Origin of the sequence: Arsenicicoccus bolidensis DSM 15745 (genome assembly GCF_000426385.1) — a bacterium.
Classification (GTDB): domain Bacteria; phylum Actinomycetota; class Actinomycetes; order Actinomycetales; family Dermatophilaceae; genus Arsenicicoccus; species Arsenicicoccus bolidensis.
Genome location: NZ_AUFG01000036.1, coordinates 16900 through 38617, shown reverse-complemented (window position 1 = coordinate 38617; position 21718 = coordinate 16900). Strand labels below are relative to the sequence as shown.

Here is a 21718-nt window from a genome sequence, read left to right as displayed (position 1 = left end):
ATCGCGTGATCGTCAGGCTCGACGAGCAGATTCTTGTGATTCGACAAGTCCCCCTGTGAGGCGGGTGGTATTGGTGGCGTGCTGGTGAGCGCGGGCGATGGTGGAGTCCACCGCGACCTGCCAGTCGATGACCTCTGCCGCGTCTGCTCGAGTCAGCAGCGCGCTCAGGACACGGTCCCAGGTGCCGTCCCCGGCGAAGCGGCGGTGGCGCTTCCACACCGTCTGCCAGGGCCCGTACTCGCCTGGCAGGTCCCGCCACGCGATCCCGGTCCGGTACCGGTAGATGATCCCCTCCACCACCGTGCGGTGATCACGAAAACGCCTACCTCGCTTACCATCCGAGGTCGGCATGAATGGCTCGACCAGTTCCCACTCGGCATCCGAGAGCACCCTCATCCGCGACATGCTGTCCAGAATCGCGGGTCACCCCACACGCCATTGGGAGACACGCCCTAGGGCGCCCGACTGGTCGGCGTCACCCGTGGCGTGGAGCATCGCGAGCTGCAGGCAGATCCAGGCGATCAGCAGGTGGAGCAGGCCGTTGACCGCGTAGCCGGTCCGGACGGCCGCCCTCGTGGCGGGATGATCGCCGGCCTTCTCCGCGACGTCCTCGATCCGGTCGCCCACGTCGCCGCCGGAGGCCGACCCGCTGTGCCTGTGCTCGCTCATGAGCACATGATGCCCGTCCGGGGGTGCCGGCGTGGCCGGTTCCGGCCTGCCGTGCGGGGTTCGTGCGCGAGGGCCGATAGGTTGGCCTCGATCACCGAGGAGAGGACCGCGATGCCCCGCACGTCACGACCGCGTCTTCGACGCACCGCGGGACTGGCCGTGGCCACGGTGGCTGCCCTGGCCACCGCGGCGTGCGGCAGCGATTCCCTGGTCGTGGGGGTCTCCTTCGACCGCCCCGGACTCGGTCTGCGGGTGCTGCGGGACCAGTCGGGCTTCGAGAGCGAGCTGGCCCGCGACCTGGGCGCCCGACTCGGCTACCCCGGCAAGAAGGACCTCACGCTCAGCAACGTCCCGGAGCCACGCGCGACCCCGACCAAGGGTGCGGTCCCCTACGACCTGCTCGTCGCGGCCTATGCGACCGGGTCCACTCCCCCCAAGGGCGTCCACCTCGTCGGGCCCTACCTGCGCGGCGGTCAGGACATCGCCGTCCGCGCGGGTGAGCGTGGCGAGGTCGCCCCCGGGTCCCTCGTGGGCCGCCGGGTCTGCCTCGTGGACGGCACCCACCTGGCCCGCGCTGCGGGATCGACCTTCCCCGGTGCCCGGCTGGCCTATCGACGCACCCTCTCCACCTGCCTCACCGAGCTGCGCCAGGGCACCGTGGACGCGGTCAGCGACGAGGGCCTGGCGCTGCGCGGCTACGCCTCGGAGGCGCCGTTCAAGGGCACCATCCGCGTGGTCGGGGCCGAGATGGGCACGATCGACTACTACCTGCGCGTCAAGGACGAGGACGCCGAGCTGTGCGGACGGGTCAAGACCGCTCTCGAGGAGTCGATCAAGGACGGATCGTGGTCCAGGCTGTATGCCGACCAGCTCGTGAAGACACGTGTCGTCGCTGACGTTCCCGCGCCACCCTCACCCGTCACGGGCTGCTCCGGGCCTGACGGCACCTCGATGGGGGCTCCCTAGCATGGCGGGGTGACCCTGGAGCTGTTCTCCCTCGTCGTCGACGACTACGACGAGGCCATCGCGTTCTTCACCGGCACGCTGGGCTTCGACCTGGTGGAGGATCGTCCTGCCGCCACCACCGACGGTCGCTCGAAGCGCTGGGTCGTCGTGCGTCCCCGCGACGGAGGGGCCGGTCTGGTCTTGGCTCGCGCCGAGGGTCCTGAGCAGGCCTCGGCCATCGGTCGGCAGTTCGCCGGCCGGGTCGGCCTCTTCCTGCGCGTCCGGGACCTCGACGGCGTCCTGCGTGCTGTCGGACAGGCCGGGTGCGAGCTCGTCCGGCCACCCCGAGTCGAGCCGTACGGCCGCGTCGCTGTCGTCCGGGACCCCTGGGGGAACCTCTGGGACCTGCTCGGCGACACCGACTGATCCAACCGCCCGTCCCGCGGCAGCCGCACCGCGCCTGCGGGATGCGTCGCTCGGTCTGGGCGCACACTCCCCCAGCAACGACGAGACCCCTTGTCGTGGACAAGGGGTCTCATGGCTCCCCCGATTGGACTCGAACCAATAACCTGCCGGTTAACAGCCGGCTGCTCTGCCAATTGAGCTACAGGGGATCGCACCGCGTGCGGCGCGAGAGAGACTTTAGCAGCAACTCTGCGCGCGACCGAATCCGCCTGGCACCCGTGCGTCGTCATGGGTTCACCGGGCGGGCACCTGGTCTTGGGCTAGCCGCAAGGGACAGGAGACCGGCATGGACAGGTGGGATCGGGTCGACGAGCGCGTGCTCCTCGGAGCGGGGCGCGAGGTGTTCGAGCGGGCCTCGGCCGGCCTGATGTCCTGGGACATGCACCGGGGCGCCGGCCTGGCGGTGGACTCGCCTGACGACGTCGTCCGCACGGACACCCGGGCGGTCCTGCGCCTGGGCGTCGGCAGGATGTCGCTGAGGGCCCCGGTCGTGGTCACGCGCGTATGGCGCGGCCCGACGCGCACGGGGTTCACCTATGACGCCCTGCCGGGCCACCCGGAGCTGGGCACCGAGACCTTCCTGGTCGAGCTCGAGGGCAACGACGCAGGCAGTGCCGGCGGTGGCGCGGCCGGGCACGTCGAGGGGCGTCCGGCGGACGGCGAGCCGCGGGTGTGGCTCACGATCACGGCCCTGTCCCGACCAGCGACGTGGTGGTCCCGCGCCGGCGGTCCGGTCACGCGGCTCGTGCAGCGCGGCATCACCCGGCGCTACGTCGCTGCGATGCGCCGGATCGCGCGCGGCGCCTGAGCGCGACGGCCGACGCTCGGCCTCGGCTCGCCGGCGCCAGCCCTCACTCCTCCGGCGCCAGCCCTCACTCCTCCGGCGGCAACCCTCACTCCTCCGGCGGCAGCCCCACGGCGTCGCGCAGCTCCGCGGTGGCGGCCGCCACGGCGCGCTGCACGACATGATCGCCAGCCGGGACGCCCTGGCCGTAGAGCGTCTGCACCAGCACCTCACGGGTCGCCAGCTCCTGCCGGACGACCACCCGCACGCTCCCCCGCCCGTGGGCGACCTTGACGTCGTGATGGGTGATGACGCTGGCCTGGACCCGCTCCCGCAGGGCCGCGAGGGCGGTGGGGTCGGGCTGCGGCAGCACGAACCGCCAGGGCTCGGGCCCGTCGACCCACGTGACCGTGAGCGCCTCGTCCTCGCGGGACCAGGAGCCCCGGTCCACGAGGTGCCAGGGGCGGGCCACCGGTGTCCCGGCGTCCGGGAGCAGCACGAGCTGGTGCTGGGTGATGACGAGGCGCAGCTCGGACGAGGGCGACTCCAGCACGGCGAGCACCCGGTCCTGCCGGGTGAGGCCGAGCCGGTCGAGCTCGGTCCGCGACAGCGTCGTCTTGGGGTGCTGGGTGGCGCGCCTGGGCCAGGACACCATCAGGACATCTCCGATCGGAGGACGGCGAGCTCGCGCTGGAGCCCTTGGATGCGGATGCCGAGGGCGCGGGACTCCCCGGGCTGGGCGGGGTCCATGCGCTGCAGCGCACTGATCGCGTCGGCGATGCGTCGGCGGAGCGTCACCTCGCGCACCCGACGGATCAGCTCGTCGGTGTAGCGCCGGCTGGGGATGCCGGTGGACGCGTCGAGCCGGGTGGGCACGGGCGCGACGGCGAGCTCGTGCAGCAGCGGCCGGACCTCCTCGTCGGCGTGCTCGGTGACGGCGGTGGTCCAGGCCTGGCCGGACACGGCGACGGCGGTCGACAGTCCCCCGGCCTCCTGCACCGCCTGCAGCACGAGCTGGTAGGCGGGTGCGACCATCGCCTCGGGGGCGAGGCCGTCGACCTCCTCGGGGTCGAACAACGAGGGGTACTGCAGCAGGCACTGCAGGAGCTGGTGCTCGGCGAAGACGACGGGGTCGCGCAGGTCCGGCCTCGGCAGGGCCGTGCTGCGGGGGTCTTGCGTCGCCTCGGGGGCCTGGGCGTGCGCGGGTGGGGAGACCGGCACCCGGGTGGCGGCCTGCCCCGCGGTGGTGACCTCGTGGGCGACCTGCTCCACCGTCACACCGAGCCAGCCCGCGACGGTCCGGATGTACTCCGGGCGCAGGCCCTGGTCGCGGATCCCGGCGATGATCGGCGCAACCGACCGGATCGCCATGACCCGGCCCTCGGCCGTCTCCAGGTCGAAGCGGCCGATGGTGGTGCGGACGGCGAACTCGAACATCGGGACGGCGTCCTCGACGAGGTGCCGCACGGCGTCGTCGCCGCCGGACTGCCGCAGCTCGTTGGGGTCCTGCCCGGCGTCCGCGACCGCCACGAAGCTCTGCGACGCCCACCGCTGGTCCTCCGCGAAGGCCCGCATGGCGGCCTTCTGCCCGGCGGCGTCACCGTCGAAGGTGAAGATGACCTTGGCCGGAGACTGTCCCGCCTCGTCGCGCAGGATCCGCCGCAGCGTCTTGATGTGGTCGACGCCGAAGGACGTGCCGCAGGTCGCGACCGCTTGCTCGACCCCGGCGAGGTGGCAGGCCATCACGTCGGTGTAGCCCTCGACGATCACCGCCTGCCGGTCCCGGGCCATGGCGCGCTTGGCCAGGTCCAGGCCGTAGAGCACGGAGGTCTTCTTGTAGATCGGCGTCTCGGACGTGTTGAGGTACTTGGCCTCGATGCGGTCGTCGTCGAAGATGCGCCGCGCGCCGAAGCCGACGGTGTCGCCGGTGACGTCGCGGATCGGCCAGACCACGCGACCCCGGAACCGGTCGTAGGGTCCCCGCCGCCCCTGGGCCGACAGGCCCGACGTGACGATCTCGTCGTCCGTGAAGCCCTTGGAGCGCAGGTGGTCGGTGATCAGCTCGCCACCTCGCGGCGCATAGCCGACGCCGAAAACCGCGCAGTCCTTGCCGCTGAAACCCTTGGCGCGCAGGAAGTCTCGGCCTGCGCGCGCCTCGGGCATGGCCAGCAGCGCCTCGGCGTAGAACTCCGACGCGACGCGGTGGGCCTCGACCAGCCGCTGCCGCTTGCCGGCGGGCTCGCGCTGCGGCGCCTCGCCGTCCTCGTAGCGCAGCTCCACGCCGGCCCTCGCCGCCAGCCGCTCGACCGCCTCGACGAAGCTGAGGTGGTCGACCTCCTGCACGAAGCGGATGACGTCGCCGCCTTCGCCGCAGCCGAAGCAGTGGTAGGCCCCGACGGCCAGACGCACGGTGAACGACGGCGTCTTCTCGTCGTGGAAGGGGCACAACCCCTTGAGGCTGCCCGGCCCGGCGCTGCGGAGGGTGACGTGCTCGCGGACGACGTCCTCGATCGAAGTGCGCTCCTTGACCTGCGCGATGTCCTCGGGCTTGATCAGCGCCACCTGCACCTCCCCGTCGTCGTCGGGTCGAGTCTAGGCCGTATGCCGGAGCGCACGAGGCACCCTCACCCGCGCCAGGCCTGGTGCAGGGCGAGGGCACGGGCGTCGGTGAGGCTGGCGACCTGGTCCACCACGACCCGCAGCCGCTCCCCGTCGGTCTCGGCGGCCCGGTGGTCCGCGAGCAGCTCGCGGTCGAGCCGGGCCTCGGGGTCCGCGAGGAAGCCCTCGACCAGCCCCGCGACGACGATGCGCTCCTGCACCATGAGGTCCACGCGCTCGCGGGTCTGCATGACGTAGTGCGCCGCGATGGCCTTGAGGACGGCGACCTCGGCGCGCACGTCCTCGGGCACGACCAGGTTGGCGGCATACCGGGTGAGCGGACCGTGACCGTAGCGCTCCCGCGTCGCTCGCTCGGCAGCCCCGGCGAACCGCCCCACCAGGCGAGAGGTCAGGTCCTTGAGCCGCGCGAGGTCACGGCGCGACCCGCCGTCGAAGGTCACCGGCACCAGGTGTGGCACGACCAGGCGCCAGTAGGCCTCCTCCAGCGACCCGATCTCGACGTCGCTGGCGTAGCGGTCCCGGGCGATCGGCAGGACGTGCTCCACCGCCGCCCCGCGGTGGAGCTCGCGCACGTCGAGGCCCCCGGAGGCGATGGCGTCCTCGACGTCGTGCACGGAGTAGGCGACGTCGTCCGACCAGTCCATCGTCTGCGCCTCGATGCACCGATGGCTCGTCGGCGACCCTTCGCGCACCCAGTCGAAGGCCTCGAGGTCGTCGTCGTAGACCCCGAACTTGCGGGTCACCGTCGGTCCCTGGCCGCGTCCCCACGGGTACTTGCACGAGGCGTCCAGGCTGGCCCGCGTCAGGTTGAGCCCCGCCGAGCGGTCGGTGCCGGGGTGGAAGCGCTTGGCCTCGAGCCGCACCAGGAGCCTGAAGGTCTGGGCGTTTCCCTCGAATCCCCCGATGTCCTGGGCGATCTCGTCGAGCGCCTGCTCGCCGTTGTGGCCGAACGGCGGATGGCCCAGGTCGTGGGCCAGGCACGCGGTGTCGACCACGTCGGCGTTGCACCCCAGCGCGCCGCCGAGCTCGCGCCCGATCTGGGCGACCTCGAGGGAGTGGGTCAGCCGGTTGCGGACGAAGTCGCTCGACCCCGGACGCACGACCTGCGTCTTGGCCGACAACCGCCGCAGCGACGCCGAGTGCACCAGTCGTGCCCGGTCCCGCGCGAAGTCGTCCCGGTCCCCCGACTTCTGCGCCGGGTCCTCGCCGACCCACCGATCACGGTCGGCCGCGGCATACCCCTCGTAGGCCGGATGTCCCTGCTGCGTCATCTCGATCAACCCCTCCTCACCTCTGAGCCAGCACTCTAGGGCGCCCCACCGACAGACCCCTCCACGCGGCCCGAGGCCTAGGCTTGGCGCCATGACCACGACGCCGTTGTCCCGTCTGCCCCTGATCTCGGTCCACGAGCTCGGCGAGGCGTTGCGTGCCCCCGTCGAGCACCGGCCCGTCGTCCTGGACGTCCGCTACGCCATGGGTCGATCCGACGGTCGCGAGCAGCACGCCGCCGGCCACGTGCCGGGGGCGGCCTACGTGGACCTGGACACCGTCCTGGCCGACGTCCGCCCGGACGGCGCAGGTGGCCGGCACCCGCTCCCCCGGCCCGAGCAGCTGCAGGCCGGGCTGTGCGCCGCCGGTGTGCGCAGGGACCGCCCGGTCGTGGTCTACGACGACTGGCGCTCGATCGCCGCGTCCCGGGCCTGGTGGCTCCTGCGGCACGCCGGCCACGCCGAGGTCAGCGTCCTCGACGGGGGCTGGGGCGCGTGGCAGGCCGCGGACCTGCCCGTCGAGACCGGCGAGGTCACGCCCGAGCCGGGCGACGTCGAGGTGGGGCCCGGTGCCCTGACCGTGCTGGACGCCGACCAGGCGCTGCGCTACGCCGAGAGCGGCACGCTGCTCGACGCCCGCCCGGCCAACCGGTTCAAGGGCGAGGACGAGACCGTCGACCCCGTCGCCGGGCACATCCCCGGTGCTGTCTCCCTGCCCGCGCTCGAGCTGGTCGACGACGAGGGGCGCTTCCTGCCCCGCGACGAGCTGCTCGCCCGCTTCCACCGGCGCGACGTGCACGACGGCAGCACCGTCGGCGTCTACTGCGGGTCCGGGGTGCAGGCCTGCCACGTCGCCCTGGCCGCGGCGGCGGTCGGCATCAGCGACGACCTGGCCGTCTATGCGGGGTCGTGGAGCGACTACATCACCGACCCGAGTCGGCCGGTCGAGACCGGCGCCTGAGCGGTCCAGGCCGTATGCCGCAGCCCCCGCCCCCGGTGCTCAGCCGCCGCTGACGCTCAGCTCGGCCTCGGCGATGAGCCGCTGCTGGCGCTCGTCGATCTGCGGCGAGTCCAGCCACCCGTCGGGCAGGGCCACGGCCTTGGGCGACCCCGCCCGCCCCCGTGGTCCCTCGGCGGCCTCGTCCGGCCATGGCACCGACGGGTCCAGCGTCAAGATCAGCTCGTCCAGCGCGGCCAGGGAGTCAACCAGGGCCAGGCGGTTGCGGACGTCGTGGCCGGCGGGAAATCCCTTGAGGTACCACGCGATGTGCTTGCGGATGTCGCGGCAGGCCTTGCCCTCGTCCTCGTAGAAGTCGGCGAGGTAGGCCGCGTGCCGGCGCATGGTGTCCCCCACCTCGCCGAGGTTCGGCCGCGCGCGATAGGTCACGCCGGCGAAGGCTGCCGCGAGGTCCGCGAACAGCCACGGCCGCCCCAGGCAGCCGCGCCCCACCACGACCCCGTCGCACCCCGTCTCGCGCACCATCCGCACCGCGTCCTCGGCGGACCAGATGTCGCCGTTACCGAGCACGGGGATCGTCGTCACGGCCTCCTTGAGCCGGGCGATCGTGGACCAGTCCGCCTGCCCCGAGTAGTGCTGGTTGGCGGTGCGGCCGTGCAGCGCGACGGCGGAGGCACCCTCCTGCTCGGCGATCCGGCCGGCCTCAAGATAGGTGACGTGGTCGGCGTCGATCCCCACACGCATCTTGACCGTCACGGGGATGTCGTACGGTGCGGCCTCGCGCACGGCGGCCCGGACGATGGCGCGGAACCACTCCGTCTTCCACGGCAGCGCCGAGCCGCCGCCCTTGCGCGTGACCTTGGCCACGGGGCAGCCGAAGTTCATGTCGATGTGGTCGGCGCGGTCCTCGGTCGCTATGATGCGGGCGGCCTGCCCGACGGTGACCGGGTCGACGCCATACAGCTGGATCCCCCGGGGAGACTCGTCCTCGTCCATCTCGATGAGCTTCATCGTCAGGGGGACGCGCTCGACCAGGGCGCGGGTGGTGATCATCTCGGACACGAAGAGCTGCTTGGCGCCCGGCGTGCCCGCCGCCGCGAGCCCGGCGGCCCCGTGCTCGCGGCACAGGCGGCGGAAGGCACGGTTGGTGATCCCGGCCATGGGCGCGAGCACGACCGGGGACTCATAGGTGTGGCGGCCGATGACGAGGGGCGGGAGGACAGCAGTCATATCCCGTCGATTGTCTCAGGCCGCGCCGGGTGCAGTGGCCGGGTGCCAACACGGGCCGGTATGCCGAGCGCCCGCCGCCCTCACCCCCACCAGCGCCGCCGCCCCATCGTTGAGAGGCGACAGATGGGGGTCAACCGACCTCCATAACCCCCATCTGTCGCCTCTCAACGAGCGCGCGACGCTCGGGCAGAGGCCCCGAGAGGGCTACAGCGTGGGTATGCCGAGGGCCCGCCGCACGGCACCCGCCGTCCACGCGCCCAGCAGCGACCCCACGACGACGTCCGAGGGATGGTGCATCCCCCGATAGACGCGAGACGCGGCGACGCTGACCGGCACACCCCACCGGATCGCCTGCGCGAGACCGCGCGAGCCGGGCACGTCCCGGCGGGCGATGGCGTGCGCGACGGTGAGGCTCATCGCGGTCGTGGCGCCGGTGTGCCCCGACGGGAAGCTGGAGGTGTGGGCGGGCTTGTCGAGCCAGGGCACGTCGGGACGCTCGCGCCCGACCACCCGAGCAGCGCTCATGAAGCACACCGTCTCGACCGTGATGGCGGCGAGCGGCGCGACGGTCTCGCGCACGCTGCGGGTCTCGCGCCACAGCCACCCGCCGTACACCAGCGACATGACGATCGTGGCGGGCGTGTCGGCATACGTGGACGGCACCCAGGTGAGGGCGTTGCCCAGGGGCGTGCGGTGACGCACGCACCAGCGGTTGAGCTCGTCCTCGGCCGGCCAGCCCTGCAGGGGCCCCTCGATGACGCGCCCGAGGGCGGCGATGCCGACGCTGATCCCCGCCCCCGGCAGCACGACGTGACGCAACCAGGGGGCGAGGGGGTGAGCCATGGGCCGAACCCTAGCCCGTGTGCCCCGCCAGCAGCTGCTCGAAGGGGGTCACCGGCGCGAGCCCGACGCCGGAGGAGCGGGCGGCACGGTCCGACCGGTCCCGGTCGGCCGAGCCCTCGGCGAACCCCGCCACCGCCCCGGTCTCGGCCACGACCAGCGCGGCCAGCTCGGACGCCGCGCGGCGCACCCGGGAGGCCAGCCCCGACCCGGCCTCGGCGCCGCCGAAGTCCTCGGTCGCGGCGAAGACCCCGGTGGGCACGACGACGGCGCGCAGATAGGTGAGCAGCGGCCGCATCGCGAAGTCCAGGACCAGCGAGTGGCGGGCGGTGCCGGCGGTGGCCGCGACGATGACGGGCATCCCGGTCAGCGAGTCCGGCGACAGGGCGTCGACGAACAGCTTGAACAGGCCGGCATAGCTCCCGTTGAACACGGGCGTGACGAGCACGAGCCCGTCCGCGGACGAGACGAGCTCGCGCACCTCGTCCAGCCGCGGCGTGGCCAGGCCCGAGGTCATCAGCTGGGCGAGGTCGGTCGCGAGCTCGCGCACCTCGATCACCTCGACGGTGGCGGCCTCCCCGCGCGCCGTCACCTGGGCGGTGACGGCGGCGGTGAGCTGGTCGGTGAGCAGGCGGGTGGACGAGGGCTGCGAGAGCCCGGCGGTGACGGCGACGATGCGGCGCGTCATACGGTCTCCTCCGTGGTGGCCGCCGACGCGAGGGAGGCGGTCGGCGTGACGAGGTGGTGCGGCGACTCGGGTCCGGCGGCCACGAGCGAGGCGTGGGTGGGCGGGTCGCTCGGCACGTGGGCCGGACGACGACGCTCGAACTCGGTGCGCAGGGTCGGGACGACCTCGCGGCCGAGGATCTCGATCTGCTCGAGCACCACGTCGAGGGGCAGGCCGGCGTGGTCCATGAGGAACAGCTGGCGCTGGTAGTCACCGGCGTAGTCCGCCGAGGCGAGGGTCCGCTCGATGACCATCTCGGGCGTGCCGACGGTCAGCGGGGTCGCGGTGGTGAACTCCTCCAGCGACGGGCCGTGGCCGTAGACGGGGGCGACGTCGAAGTAGGGCCGGAAGCGACGCTTGGCCTCCGCCTCGGTCTCGGCCATGAAGGCCTGTCCGCCGAGCCCGACGATCGCCTGGTCCGCGGACCCGTGGCCGTAGTGCTCGAACCGCTGGCGGTAGAGCGAGACCATCTGCCGGGTGTGCTCCGGGCCCCAGAAGATGTGGTTGTGGAAGAAGCCGTCGCCGTAGTAGGCCGCCTGCTCGGCGATCTCGGCGCTGCGGATCGAGCCGTGCCACACGAACGGTGGGGTGCCGTCCAGGGGCGCGGGGGTCGAGGTGTAGCCGTGCAGCGGGGTGCGGAACCGACCCTCCCAGTCGACGACGGACTCGCGCCACAGCCGCCGCAGGAGGTGGTAGTTCTCGACCGCGAGCGGGATGCCCTGGCGGATGTCCTTGCCGAACCACGGGTAGACGGGGCCGGTGTTGCCGCGGCCCATCATCAGGTCGACCCGACCGCCCGACAGGTGCTGCAGCATCGCGTAGTCCTCCGCGATCTTGACCGGGTCGTTGGTCGTGATCAGGGTGGTCGCGGTGCTCAGCAGCAGACGCTCGGTCTTGGCGGCGAGGTAGCCCAGGTGGGTGGTCGGGGAGGACGGCACGAACGGCGGGTTGTGGTGCTCGCCGGTCGCGAAGACGTCCAGGCCGACCTCCTCGGCCTTGAGGGCGATCTGCGTCATGGCCGTGATGCGCTCGTGCTCGGTCGGGGTGCGACCGGTGGTCGGGTCCGTGGTGACGTCGCCGACCGAGAAGATGCCGAACTGCATGGGGTCCTCCTCCACGCTGTTGGTTGAATGTTCAACCACGCTAACAGACGACCCCGGGGATCCATTCCCGTATGACGAGAAGGCCCGCCCGACGTGGTCGTCGGGCGGGCCTGTTGCGCGGTGGTGGCGGCGGTGCCGTCAGCCGGCGGCGTCGAACGACTGATGCTCGTCGCGACGGGGGCGGGAACGCTCGACCTCGGCTGCCGACTCCATGCGGTCGATGAGCGCCTGGGTGGCGACGGCCACCTGCAGGACGGTCTCCTCGAAGACCTCGCGATGCTCCGGCCGCGGGCGGGCGGAGCCGGTGACGACGCGGACGTACTGCAGGGCAGCGGCGCGCGCCTCGGCCGACGTGGAGCTCATCTCCGCGTCGTGCAGTGCTCGTAGCTGTCGGGCCATGGATCAACGATGGCACAGCTGCCCGGGTCAGGTGGTGAATACGGACGAATTAGCCGATATGGCCAGTTTCAACGACATCGGACGAGGGCCTCAGCAGCCGACGAGGCGCTCGGCCAGGTAGCCCTCGAGCGCGTCCAGACCCACGCGCTCCTGCCGCATCGTGTCGCGGTCCCGGACCGTCACGGACCGGTCGCCGATCGTGTGGAAGTCCACGGTGACGCAGTAGGGGGTGCCGATCTCGTCCTGGCGGCGGTAGCGCCGCCCGATGGCCTGCGCGTCGTCGGTCTCGACCATCCAGTGGCGCCGGAGCCGGTCGGCGAGGTCCGCGGCGAGCGGCGAGAGGTCCGCGTGGCGCGACAGCGGCAGGACGGCGACCTTGACCGGCGCCAGCAGGGGGTGCAGCCGCAGCACGACCCGCTGCTCGACCCCGCCCTTGGTGGTCGGTGCCTCGTCCTCGGCGTAGGCGTCGACGAGGAAGGCCATGAACGCGCGGGTCAGGCCGGCGACCGGCTCGACCACGTGCGGGATGTAGCGCTCACCGGTCCGCTGGTCGTAGTAGCGCAGGTCCGCGCCCGACGCGTGCGAGTGCCGGGCGAGGTCGTCGTCGGACCGGTCCGCGATCCGCTCGAGCTCGCCCCACTCGGCCTCGGGGTCGCCGTAGTGGTACTCCAGGGTCGTGCCCCGCGTGGCGAAGTGGGCGAGGTCGTCCGCGGGCCGCTCGGTCCGGCGCAGGCGGGCCGGGTCCACCCCGAGGCGGACGTACCACTCGCGCCGCTGCTCCACCCAGTAGTCGTGCCACCCGGCCGCCGCGCCCGGCTCCACGAAGTAGGCCAGCTCCAGCCGCTCGAACTCGTGCGTGCGGAACGGGAACGCCCCGGGCGACAGCTCGTTGCGGAAGGCCTTGCCCGCCTGGGCGATCCCGAACGGCAGCCGACGCCGGGAGGTGGTCACGACGTTGGCGAAGTTGAGGAAGGCGCCCTGCGCCAGCTCCGGCCGCAGGTAGTGCGCCTCTCCCCCGGCCGCACCGGCCCCGAGCCGGGTCGACACCAGCCGCGTCACCGGGGACGCCTCGACCCACGAGCCCATGGCGCCGCAGGCGCGGCACGGGATCGCGTCCAGGCGCAGCCCCTCCTCGCCGGCCGCCTGGCGCAGCTCCGGCACCGCCGCCACGTCGTGGCAGCGCTCGCACTCCAGCACCGGTGCCGTGTAGGCGTCCACGTGCCCGGAGGCGCGCCATACGGCCGCGGGCAGCACGACCGAGGAGTCCAGCCCCACGACGTCGTCGCGCAGCTGCACCATCGCCCGCCACCACTGACGCTGGATCGCCTCCTTGAGGGCGACCCCGAGGGGGCCGTAGTCCCAGGCGCCGGTCCCGCCGTAGATCTCGCCGGAGGGGTAGGCGAAGCCCCGGCGCTTGCACAGCGACAGGACGTCGTCGATGGTCGACCGGGGCTGGGTCATGGAGCGAAATCTAGTCGGTAAGGTGGTGCGGTGCCCGAGACCACCCCCCTGCGCCAGTCCCTCGAACGTGCCAGCACCCCCGCCGCCGCCGCCCTGTCACGGCTCCCCGGCTGGGTCACGACCGTGGTCTGGGTCCTGCTGCTGGTGATCGCCGCGATCGTCGGCGGGGCCGTCGGCTGGGTGCTGCTCGGTCTCGCCGTGGCCTTCGTCGCCTGGCTCCTCTACCTCGCGTGGCCCTACGCCTCGACCAACGCCAAGCTGATCCGCATCGCGGCCGCCCTGCTCGGGGTCGCGATCGTCCTGGTGCGTCTCCTGCCCCGCTGATCGAGGTGCATGGTCTGTCGGGATAACGTATGACGATCCAACCGGCCTCCCGAAGGACGTCATCGTGGCACTGCACCCCTTGGACCTCGCCGTCATCGGCGCCTACTTCCTGGCCATGATCGGGATCGGCTTCTGGTCGATGCGTATGGCGCGCACCCGCGAGGACTACCTCGTGGCCGGGCGCCGGCTGCAGTTCCCGATGTTCTTCGCGTGCATGGCGGCGATGGCGGTCGGCGGCGCGGTCACCGTCGGCGGCACGGGCAAGGGCTACCAGGACGGCATCGCCGGGCTGTGGGTCGGTGGCTCGCTCGGGATGGGCCTGATCCTGCTGGGCATGCTCGTCAGCTCCAAGCTCAACCGGCTGCGGGCGCTGTCGATCAACGAGGTCATCGAGCGCAACTACGGCGCCACGGCCCGCGTGTTCGGCGCCGTCCTCACCATCATCTACACCGTCGCGCTGTCGGTGGTGCAGGTCGTCGCGATGGGGTCGATCCTCGCGGGCATCCTCGGCATCGACACCCGCCTGGCCATGGTCTACGCCGGCCTCGTGGTCGTCTTCTACACCTTCCTCGGCGGCATGTGGTCGGTGACGCTGACCGACATCGTGCAGTTCGTCATCAAGACCCTCGGCATCCTGCTGCTCGCCCCGATCTTCGTCCTGGCGGACGACCGTGTCGGGGGCCTCGGCGGCCTGATCGACAAGGTCCCCGCCTCGCACTGGGACCTCGGCGGCTACGGCCGCATGGGCACGCTCTACTGGATCCTGCTCTACGTCCCCGGCCTGGTGATCGGCCAGGACATCTGGCAGCGCGTCTTCACCGCCAAGAGCTCACGGGTCGCCCAGACGGGCACCCTGGCCGCCGGCATCTACTCGATCGTCTACGCCCTCGCGGCCGTCCTGCTCGGCATGGCCGTCCTCGCCGCCGGCATCAAGGTCGACAAGCCGGGCCTGGTCTTCGAGGTCGGCGTCGTGAGCTTCCTGCCGATGGGGATCGCCGGCCTGCTGCTCGCCGCCGCCATGGCCGCCGCGATGTCCGTGGCGTCGGGCACGATCCTCGCGGCCTCGACCGTCGTCTACAACGACCTCTACCTGCGCTTCGTGCGCGGGCAGAAGCACGCCGAGATCGACGAGGCCCGCACCGACGCCGAGGGTCACGTGCACACCGCCACGGACGTCTGGATCAACCGCGGGATCGCCCTCGCGCTGGGCGTGGTCATCATCGCCCTGTCGGTCGTGATCGAGGACATCTTCAAGGCGCTCGACCTGTCCTACGCCTTCCTGTCCGGGTGCGTGTTCGTGCCGGTCTTCGCGGCGTTCGTCCTCAAGCGGGTGAGCCCGCGCGCCGGCCTGGTCAGCCTCGCCCTCAGCTTCCTGGGCGTCGCGTCGACCATGGTCTACGGCCGGGTGAGCGGGGCGGCCGACTACTCCATCGGCGGCAACTACCCGATCATGATCGGCATGGCCCTCGGCCTCGTGTCCTACGTCGTCGTCCACCTGGTCGACCGCGACAAGATCGCCCCCAACGTCGACCCCGACCTCGCCGACATCGAGGAGCTGCCCGTATGACGCCCGCTCCCTCGCAGACCCCGGCCCCGCGAGGCGGCGGGGGACGGCATACGGCCGATGGCTCCGCCGACCCCGACCGGCTCGTGAGCTCGCGCTATCGCGGGGCGCCGTCCACGCCGATGAGCTCGGCCGTGGACCTGGCGAGCCGCCACCCGGACTCGATCTCGTTCGCGCTCGGCGACCCCGACCTGACCACCGACGCCGGCGTGATCGACGCGGCCGCCGCCGACGCCAAGGCCGGGCACACGCACTACACCGACACCTACGGCGACCCGGAGCTGCGACGGGCGATCCTCGACTTCTACGCCGAGGAGTACTCCCACGAGCGGCCGCTCAGCGACCTGCTGGTCACCACCAGCGCCTGCCACGGCATGTGGCTCGCCCTCGAGTCCGTCCTCGACGACGGCGACGAGGTGATCATCCACGAGCCCTACTTCACGCCCTACCCGCACCAGATCCGGCTCGCGCGAGGCGTGCCCGTGGCCCTTGCGACCTACGAGCACGAGGAGTGGCAGGTCTCGCCGGAGCGCCTCGAGGCCCTGATCACCGACCGGACGCGCGCGCTCGTCCTCAACTCGCCGACCAACCCGACCGGTGCCTGCTTCTCCCGCGAGACGCTCGACGCGATCGCCGAGATCGCCTGCCGCCACGACCTTCTCGTGATCGCGGACGACATCTACCCGCTGTACTCCTACGACGAGCCCCACCTCCCGATCGTCACGCTGCCGGGCATGGCCGAGCGCACGATCGTGCTGGGGTCGTTCAGCAAGGACTACGTCATGACGGGGTGGCGCATCGGCTACGCCATCGCTCCCCCGGCGATCGTCCGGACGATGAAGGACGTCAACGAGAACGCCGTCTTCACCGCCCCCGCGATCTCGCAGCGCGCCGCCCTGCACGCGCTGCGTCGCCGCCACGAGATCCAGCCCCCGATCAAGGAGCTCTACGCCGAGCGGATGCGCTACGCGTGGGAGCGGGTGTGCGCGACGCCGCGGATGTCGGCGCTGCGCCCCAAGGGGTCGATCTACCTGTGGGTCAACGTCACCGAGACCGGTCTGCCGAGCGCGGAGGTGGCCTCGCGCATCTTCGACGAGGCGCACGTGCTGACGATCCCGGGGACGGCGTTCGGCGACTCGTGCGAGGGCTACCTGCGGCTGGCGATGACGGTGTCGGTCGAGCGGTGCGCCGAGGCCTTCGACCGGATCGGGCGCATGCCCCTCTTCTCCTGACCCGCCGCCGGTAAAGGCATCGACCGGCCTTCGTCCCCCAGGCTGATGCCTTTACCGGCGGCGGGTCTTGACCGGCTCCTAGGCCGGCGCCATCGACTGCGGCATCTGCACCGCCACGACCCGCCCGCGAGCCACGACCGACTCCCCCGCCGACACGGTCTCCTCGACGACGACCTTGCGCCCCTTGACCTGCTCGATCACGCCCCGCACCTCCAGCTCGACCCCCATCGGCGTCGGCGCGAGGTAGTCCACCTGCAGGCTCGCCGTGACGTAGCGCAGCAGCGGCTCCGTCGCCGGGTCCAGCCCCGCCGCCCGCGACCCCGCGGCCGCCGCCGAGCCCGTCCCGTGGCAGTCGATCAGCGACGCCACCAGCCCGCCGTAGACATAGCCCGGGATCGCCGTGTGCTCCGGCCGCGGCGTGTAGCGCGCCACCGTCTCCTCGCCGTCCCAGTAGCTGCGCAGCCGGATCCCCGTCTCGTTGAGCCGCCCGCAGCCGTAGCAGTGCGCCACGTCCTCGGGATAGCCGTCCTGGAACGCCCTGCCGTCGCTCATCGCCCTGCCCCTCTCGTGTCGGTCACCCCGAGACTAGGGACGTCGGCCGTATGCCGCCCGCGCGCCCCCACGGTGGGTCGCCGAGCGGTGGCGCGGGGGCGTCATACGGTCGCCGCCAGCGTCAGGCCGCGGCCTGACGTCCGAGGTCCGAGGTCCGCGGCCTGAGGTCCGAGGGCCTGAGGTCCGAGGGCCTGAGGTCCGAGGTCCGAGGCCGGTGGTGCAGCGGGGTCAGGCCAGGTTCCGACGGTCCGTCAGGACGAGCGGCCCGTCCTCGGTGACGGCGATCGTGTGCTCGACGTGCGCGGTGCGGGAGCCGTCGGCGCTGCGCAGCGTCCACCCGTCGCGGTCCTTGGCGAGCTCGTCCGTGGTGGCCATGAGCCAGGGCTCGATCGCGATGACGAGGCCGGGACGCAGCCCGAGACCGCGTCCAGCACGCCCGTCGTTGGGGATGTGCGGCTCGCCGTGCATGGTGCGACCGACGCCGTGACCGCCGAACTGCGTGTTGACCCCGTAGCCCGCCTCCGCCGCCACCTCCCCGATGGCCGCGCTGACGTCGCCGAGCCGCTGGCCCACGCGCGCCGTGTCGATGGCCGCGGTCAGCGCCCGCTCGCAGGTGTCGATGAGCTCCAGGTCGGCCGGCGCGGCCTCGCCCACGATGAAGCTGATGGCGCTGTCGGCCACCCATCCGTCCACCGACGCGGCGAAGTCCAGGGTCACGAGGTCCCCGTCACGCAACCGATAGCGGTGCGGAAGTCCGTGCAGCACAGCGTCGTTGACGCTCGTGCAGATCACGTGCCCGAACGGCGAGTCGCCGAAGCTCGGGTGGTAGTCGAGGTAGCAGCTCGTCGCCCCGCGCTCCCGGATGAGCTCGTGCGCCCGCGCGTCGACGTCCAGCAGGTCCGTCCCCACGCCGACCTCGCGGCGCAGCGTCGCGAGCACCCGGGCGACGAACTCCCCCGCCGGACGCATCGCCTGGACCTCGGCCGGCGTCTTGTACTCGATCACCCGTCAACCTTCTCATCCGGATGCTCGATGCCGGTGCAGGCGCGTGCGCATCCGGCCGTATGCCGCAGCGCCCACCGCCTCCCGGGCCCCGGCATACGGCCGTCCCCCGTCTCGGCGACCGTCCCCCGTCGGCCCGGCCATCCGCCGCGGCACCCACCAGCCCCCGTGGCGTGCTGCAGCTCGCCACGGACACCAGCCGCCGCCACGGGCACCGGAACGTCCCGCCGAGGCAGCTGGCGTGAACGAGCCTCGTCGTCAGTCCACACCCTCGGGACCGACTCCTCGACGCTCCGGGCCTCCCTCGTCCCTCGGTCGGATCCTCACGCCTTCGTCGTCAGTCCACACCGAACTCGATCGCGGCGTGGTCCAGGCTCTCCACGTCCTCGTCCGCCTCCAGGTAGCGGCGGTCGCGCGAGATGCGGTCGGCCCCACCGGGTTCGAGCTCTCCCATCAGCCTGCCCTGAGCGACGCCGAGCAGCCCCATCCCGGCATACTGCTCGAGCCGGGCGCGGGAGTCGGCGATGTCCAGGTTGCGCATGGTCAGCTGGCCGATGCGGTCCACGGGACCGAAGGCCGCGCCCTCGGTGCGCTCCATCGACAGCTTGTCCGGGTGATAGCTGAAGCCGGGGCCCTGCGTGTCGAGGATCGAGTAGTCCTCGCCACGGCGCAGGCGCAGCGTCACCTCGCCGGTCACGGCGGAGCCGACCCAGCGCTGCACGGACTCCCGGATCATGAGCGACTGCGGGTCGAGCCAGCGGCCTTCGTACATCAGGCGACCGAGCTTGCGCCCCATCTCGTGGTAGGTCTCGAGGGTGTCCTCGTTGTGGATCGCGTTGAGCAGCCGCTCGTAGGCGACGTAGAGCAGCGCCATGCCCGGCGCCTCGTAGATGCCGCGCGACTTGGCCTCGATGATGCGGTTCTCGATCTGGTCGGACATGCCGAGGCCGTGGCGTCCACCGATGCGGTTGGCCTCGAGGACCAGCCCCACGTCGCTCGCGAAGCCCTCGCCGTTGATGGCGACCGGCCGGCCGGACTCGAAGCGGATCGTGACGTCCTCGGTCTCGATCTCGACCGAGGGGTCCCAGAACTTCACGCCCATGATCGGCTCGACCGACTCCAGGCCGGTATCGAGGTGCTCGAGGGTCTTGGCCTCGTGGGTGGCGCCCCAGATGTTGGCGTCGGTGGAGTAGGCCTTCTCCGTCGCGTCGCGGTAGGGCAGGTCACGCGTGGAGAGCCACTCGGACATCTCCTTGCGCCCGCCGAGCTCGTCGACGAAGTCCGCGTCCAGCCAGGGCTTGTAGATCTTGAGCCCCGGGTTGGCGAGCAGGCCGTAGCGGTAGAACCGCTCGATGTCGTTGCCCTTGAAGGTCGATCCGTCGCCCCACACGTGGACGTCGTCCTCGAGCATGGCGCGCACGAGCAGCGTCCCGGTGACGGCGCGGCCGAGCGGCGTGGTGTTGAAGTAGTAGCGACCGCCCGAGCGGATGTGGAACGCGCCGCAGGTCAGCGCGGCCAGGCCCTCCTCGACGAGCTGGGGTCGGCAGTCGACGAGGCGGGCGGCCTCGGCGCCGTACTCCATCGCGCGGCCGGGGACACCGTCGATGTCGGGCTCGTCGGGCTGGCCGATGTCGGCCGTGTAGGTGAAGGGCACGGCGCCCTTCTCTCGCATCCACGCGACCGCCACGGAGGTGTCGAGGCCGCCGGAGAACGCCAGGCCGACGCGCCGGCCGATGGGGAGGGAGGTGAGAACCTTGGGCATACGGTCATCATACGGGCGGCTGCATGGCTATGCACAATTGCTCGTATGCCGCAGCCCGGCGTCTCGCGCTGCCGCACCTGTCTCGCGCTGCAGCACGAGACGAGCTCGCCGCCGGTGCCGCGCCACCTCAGCGAGCGGCGTCCTCACCCGGCTTGTCCACCGCTCCGCCGTAGCGCCGGTCCCGCTCGGCATAGATCTGCACCGCGCGCCACAGGTCCCGCCGGTCGAAGTCGGGCCACAGCGTGTCGAGGAACACCATCTCGGCATACGCGCTCTGCCAGAGCAGGAAGTTGCTCGTGCGCTGCTCCCCCGAGGACCGCAGGAACAGGTCGACGTCGGGCATGTCCGGGTAGTCCAGGTGGCGCGCGATCGTCCGCTCGTCGATGCCGCGCGGCGACAGCCGGCCGGCCGCGACCTCCTCGGCGATGCGCCGCACGCTGTCGGCGATCTCGGCGCGACCGCCGTAGTTCACGCAGAAGTACAGCGTCAGGACGTCGTTGTCGCGGGTCAGGTCCTGGGCGTGCTCGAGCTCCTTGATGACGCTGGACCACAGGCGCGGCCGACGGCCGACCCAGCGCATCCGCACGCCCCACTCGGCCAGCTGGTCGCGGCGGCGGTGGATCACGTCGCGGTTGAAGCCCATGAGGAAGCGCACCTCGTCCGGGCTGCGGCGCCAGTTCTCGGTGGAGAAGGCATAGGCCGACAGGTTGGGGATCCCCATCTCGATGGCCCCCGCGACCACGTCGAGCAGGCTAGCCTCCCCCGCCTCGTGACCCTGGGTGCGCGGCAGGCCCCGCTGGTTGGCCCAGCGACCGTTGCCGTCCATGACGACGGCCACGTGGTTGGGGACGAGCTCGCGCGGTATGCCGGGCGGCCGGGCGCCGGAGGGGTGCGGGAACGGCGGCCGGACCTGACCCTTCCACGCCTCCGCTCGACGGGGCTCGGCTCGACGGGACCTCAGCGCCACGACCTGCTCCTTCTGATAGCTCGGATCGACCTGCTGGATGCGCTGGTCACGTGCGCTCGACCAGCCGCAGCGACCGGACCCCGCGCTCGAGGTGCCACTGCACGAAGGCCGCGACCAGCCCTGCCCCCTCGCGCCGGTGCCGCACCTCGCTCGAGTCGGCGGTCTCCCAGTCGCCCGACAGCAGCGCCGACAGCAGGATCATCGTGGCGGGGCTGGGTGCGGCGGACCCCGGGGTGCGGCAGTCTCGGCATACGGCACCGCCGGAGGCGAGGTTGAAGCCACGGTGCGGGCCCGGCGCACCGCACCGCGCGCACTCGTCGAAGCTCGGCGCCCAGCCGGCCGTGGCGACCGCGCGCAGGAGATAGGCGTCCATGACCAGGCCGCTGTCGTGCTCGTGCACCGCGAGGCTGCGCAGCGCGCCGGCCAGGAGCATGAACTGCTGGGCGTTGGGCTCGTGCTCGACCGTGAGCTGGTCGGCGGTCTCGACCATCGCGCTGGCCGCGGTGTAGGCGCCGTAGTCGCGCATGATCGTGTCGCCGTAGGCACCCAGCGTCTCGACCTGGGTCACGGTGTCGAGCGAACGCCCTTGGTAGAGCTGGACGTCCACGACCATGAACGGCTCGAGCCGGGCCCCGAAGCGGGACTTGGTGCGGCGCACGCCCTTGGCCACACCGCGGATCTTGCCGTGGCGCCGCGAGAGCATGGTGACGATGCGGTCCGCCTCACCCAGCTTGTGGGTGCGCAGGACCACCGCCTGATCCCGATAGAGCGCCATCACCCCCATCATCCCTGCTCCCGCCCGCAGGTCACTCCCCGACACCCACCCGGACACCCTCCCGGTGCGTTC

Annotated in this window: 22 protein-coding genes, 1 tRNA gene and 1 pseudogene; 7 read left to right on the top strand and 17 right to left on the bottom strand. The window is 72.1% G+C overall.

The features are described 5' to 3' along the window. Both K313_RS0115800 and K313_RS0115795 read right to left on the bottom strand, forming a co-directional pair. Positions 1-405 (bottom strand): annotated as a pseudogene (locus K313_RS0115800) (IS5 family transposase); the annotation flags it as partial. An 18-nt stretch (positions 406-423) separates the two neighbouring features. Next, entirely contained in the window at positions 424-669 is a 246-nt protein-coding gene (locus K313_RS0115795) for a DUF1206 domain-containing protein (RefSeq protein WP_029212432.1), read from the bottom strand. Between the two features lie 111 nt (positions 670-780). Between K313_RS0115795 and K313_RS0115790 the strand changes: the two genes are divergently transcribed. Both K313_RS0115790 and K313_RS0115785 read left to right on the top strand, forming a co-directional pair. After that, on the top strand, positions 781-1635 hold the full coding sequence (locus tag K313_RS0115790) for a transporter substrate-binding domain-containing protein (protein WP_169516852.1): 855 nt from the start codon (positions 781-783) through the stop codon (positions 1633-1635). A gap of 9 nt (positions 1636-1644) precedes the next feature. Beyond that, positions 1645-2040, top strand: a complete 396-nt coding sequence (locus K313_RS0115785) for a VOC family protein (protein ID WP_029212430.1) — start codon at positions 1645-1647, stop codon at positions 2038-2040. 112 nt (positions 2041-2152) lie between these two features. Here K313_RS0115785 and K313_RS0115780 read toward each other — a convergent pair. After that, a tRNA-Asn gene (locus tag K313_RS0115780) sits at positions 2153-2228 on the bottom strand. A gap of 137 nt (positions 2229-2365) precedes the next feature. On the opposite strand from K313_RS0115780, the gene K313_RS0115775 reads away from it, so the two are divergent. Continuing rightward, on the top strand, positions 2366-2887 hold the full coding sequence (locus K313_RS0115775; protein WP_029212429.1) for a DUF1990 family protein: 522 nt from the start codon (positions 2366-2368) through the stop codon (positions 2885-2887). A gap of 85 nt (positions 2888-2972) precedes the next feature. Here K313_RS0115775 and K313_RS21410 read toward each other — a convergent pair whose 3' ends face one another. The 3 genes from K313_RS21410 to K313_RS0115760 all read right to left on the bottom strand — a co-directional run bounded on the left by K313_RS21410 (position 2973) and on the right by K313_RS0115760 (position 6753). Further along, positions 2973-3518 carry a hypothetical protein gene (locus tag K313_RS21410; RefSeq protein ID WP_029212428.1) on the bottom strand — a complete coding sequence of 182 codons (546 nt, stop codon included), beginning with the start codon at positions 3516-3518 and terminating at the stop codon, positions 2973-2975. Next, positions 3518-5425, bottom strand: coding sequence for a DNA primase (dnaG, locus tag K313_RS0115765; RefSeq protein WP_034253671.1), 1908 nt, complete (start codon positions 5423-5425; stop codon positions 3518-3520). Before dnaG ends, K313_RS21410 begins: the two co-directional genes overlap by 1 nt. A 62-nt stretch (positions 5426-5487) precedes the next feature. Beyond that, positions 5488-6753, bottom strand: a complete 1266-nt coding sequence (locus K313_RS0115760) for a deoxyguanosinetriphosphate triphosphohydrolase (protein ID WP_034253668.1) — start codon at positions 6751-6753, stop codon at positions 5488-5490. Positions 6754-6844: 91 nt separating this feature from the next. On the opposite strand from K313_RS0115760, the gene K313_RS0115755 reads away from it, so the two are divergent. Beyond that, positions 6845-7711 (top strand): sulfurtransferase, encoded by an 867-nt coding sequence (locus tag K313_RS0115755; RefSeq protein ID WP_034253645.1) that lies wholly within the window; start codon positions 6845-6847, stop codon positions 7709-7711. A gap of 39 nt (positions 7712-7750) precedes the next feature. Here the strand turns inward: K313_RS0115755 and dusB are convergent, their stop codons facing one another. The 6 genes from dusB to K313_RS0115725 form a co-directional block, all read right to left on the bottom strand. Then, complete coding sequence (gene dusB, locus K313_RS0115750; protein ID WP_029212424.1) at positions 7751-8938, bottom strand: tRNA dihydrouridine synthase DusB; 1188 nt, start codon at positions 8936-8938, stop codon at positions 7751-7753. 204 nt (positions 8939-9142) lie between these two features. Next, the gene (locus K313_RS22605; RefSeq protein ID WP_029212423.1) at positions 9143-9781 is read right to left on the bottom strand and encodes a phosphatase PAP2 family protein; all 639 of its coding nucleotides are present in this window, start codon (positions 9779-9781) and stop codon (positions 9143-9145) included. Positions 9782-9791: 10 nt separating this feature from the next. Beyond that, positions 9792-10466 carry a CE1759 family FMN reductase gene (locus K313_RS0115740; protein ID WP_029212422.1) on the bottom strand — a complete coding sequence of 225 codons (675 nt, stop codon included), beginning with the start codon at positions 10464-10466 and terminating at the stop codon, positions 9792-9794. Beyond that, entirely contained in the window at positions 10463-11608 is a 1146-nt protein-coding gene (locus K313_RS0115735) for an LLM class flavin-dependent oxidoreductase (protein ID WP_029212421.1), read from the bottom strand. Before K313_RS0115735 ends, K313_RS0115740 begins: the two co-directional genes overlap by 4 nt. A 138-nt stretch (positions 11609-11746) precedes the next feature. Beyond that, on the bottom strand, positions 11747-12007 hold the full coding sequence (locus K313_RS0115730; RefSeq protein WP_029212420.1) for a DUF2277 family protein: 261 nt from the start codon (positions 12005-12007) through the stop codon (positions 11747-11749). Positions 12008-12097: 90 nt separating this feature from the next. Continuing rightward, entirely contained in the window at positions 12098-13468 is a 1371-nt protein-coding gene (locus K313_RS0115725) for a glycine--tRNA ligase (protein WP_029212419.1), read from the bottom strand. A gap of 30 nt (positions 13469-13498) precedes the next feature. Between K313_RS0115725 and K313_RS0115720 the strand changes: the two genes are divergently transcribed. The 3 genes from K313_RS0115720 (at position 13499) to K313_RS0115710 (ending at position 16588) form a co-directional block, all read left to right on the top strand. Then, on the top strand, positions 13499-13792 hold the full coding sequence (locus K313_RS0115720) for a DUF6703 family protein (RefSeq protein WP_029212418.1): 294 nt from the start codon (positions 13499-13501) through the stop codon (positions 13790-13792). A 64-nt stretch (positions 13793-13856) separates the two neighbouring features. Beyond that, entirely contained in the window at positions 13857-15359 is a 1503-nt protein-coding gene (locus tag K313_RS0115715; protein WP_029212417.1) for a sodium:solute symporter family transporter, read from the top strand. Then, complete coding sequence (locus K313_RS0115710) at positions 15356-16588, top strand: aminotransferase class I/II-fold pyridoxal phosphate-dependent enzyme (RefSeq protein ID WP_029212416.1); 1233 nt, start codon at positions 15356-15358, stop codon at positions 16586-16588. Before K313_RS0115715 ends, K313_RS0115710 begins: the two co-directional genes overlap by 4 nt. A gap of 78 nt (positions 16589-16666) precedes the next feature. On the opposite strand, the gene K313_RS0115705 is transcribed toward K313_RS0115710, so the two are convergent. The 5 genes from K313_RS0115705 to recO form a co-directional block, all read right to left on the bottom strand. Further along, entirely contained in the window at positions 16667-17140 is a 474-nt protein-coding gene (locus K313_RS0115705) for a PaaI family thioesterase (RefSeq protein ID WP_029212415.1), read from the bottom strand. A 228-nt stretch (positions 17141-17368) separates the two neighbouring features. Next, entirely contained in the window at positions 17369-18145 is a 777-nt protein-coding gene (map, locus tag K313_RS0115700) for a type I methionyl aminopeptidase (RefSeq protein WP_029212414.1), read from the bottom strand. A 334-nt stretch (positions 18146-18479) separates the two neighbouring features. Then, entirely contained in the window at positions 18480-19904 is a 1425-nt protein-coding gene (gene argG / locus K313_RS0115695; RefSeq protein WP_029212413.1) for an argininosuccinate synthase, read from the bottom strand. 127 nt (positions 19905-20031) lie between these two features. Continuing rightward, the gene (locus K313_RS0115690; protein WP_051274174.1) at positions 20032-20865 is read right to left on the bottom strand and encodes an isoprenyl transferase; all 834 of its coding nucleotides are present in this window, start codon (positions 20863-20865) and stop codon (positions 20032-20034) included. Positions 20866-20917: 52 nt separating this feature from the next. Next, positions 20918-21646 (bottom strand): DNA repair protein RecO, encoded by a 729-nt coding sequence (gene recO, locus K313_RS0115685; protein WP_029212411.1) that lies wholly within the window; start codon positions 21644-21646, stop codon positions 20918-20920. Positions 21647-21718 lie beyond the last annotated feature (72 nt).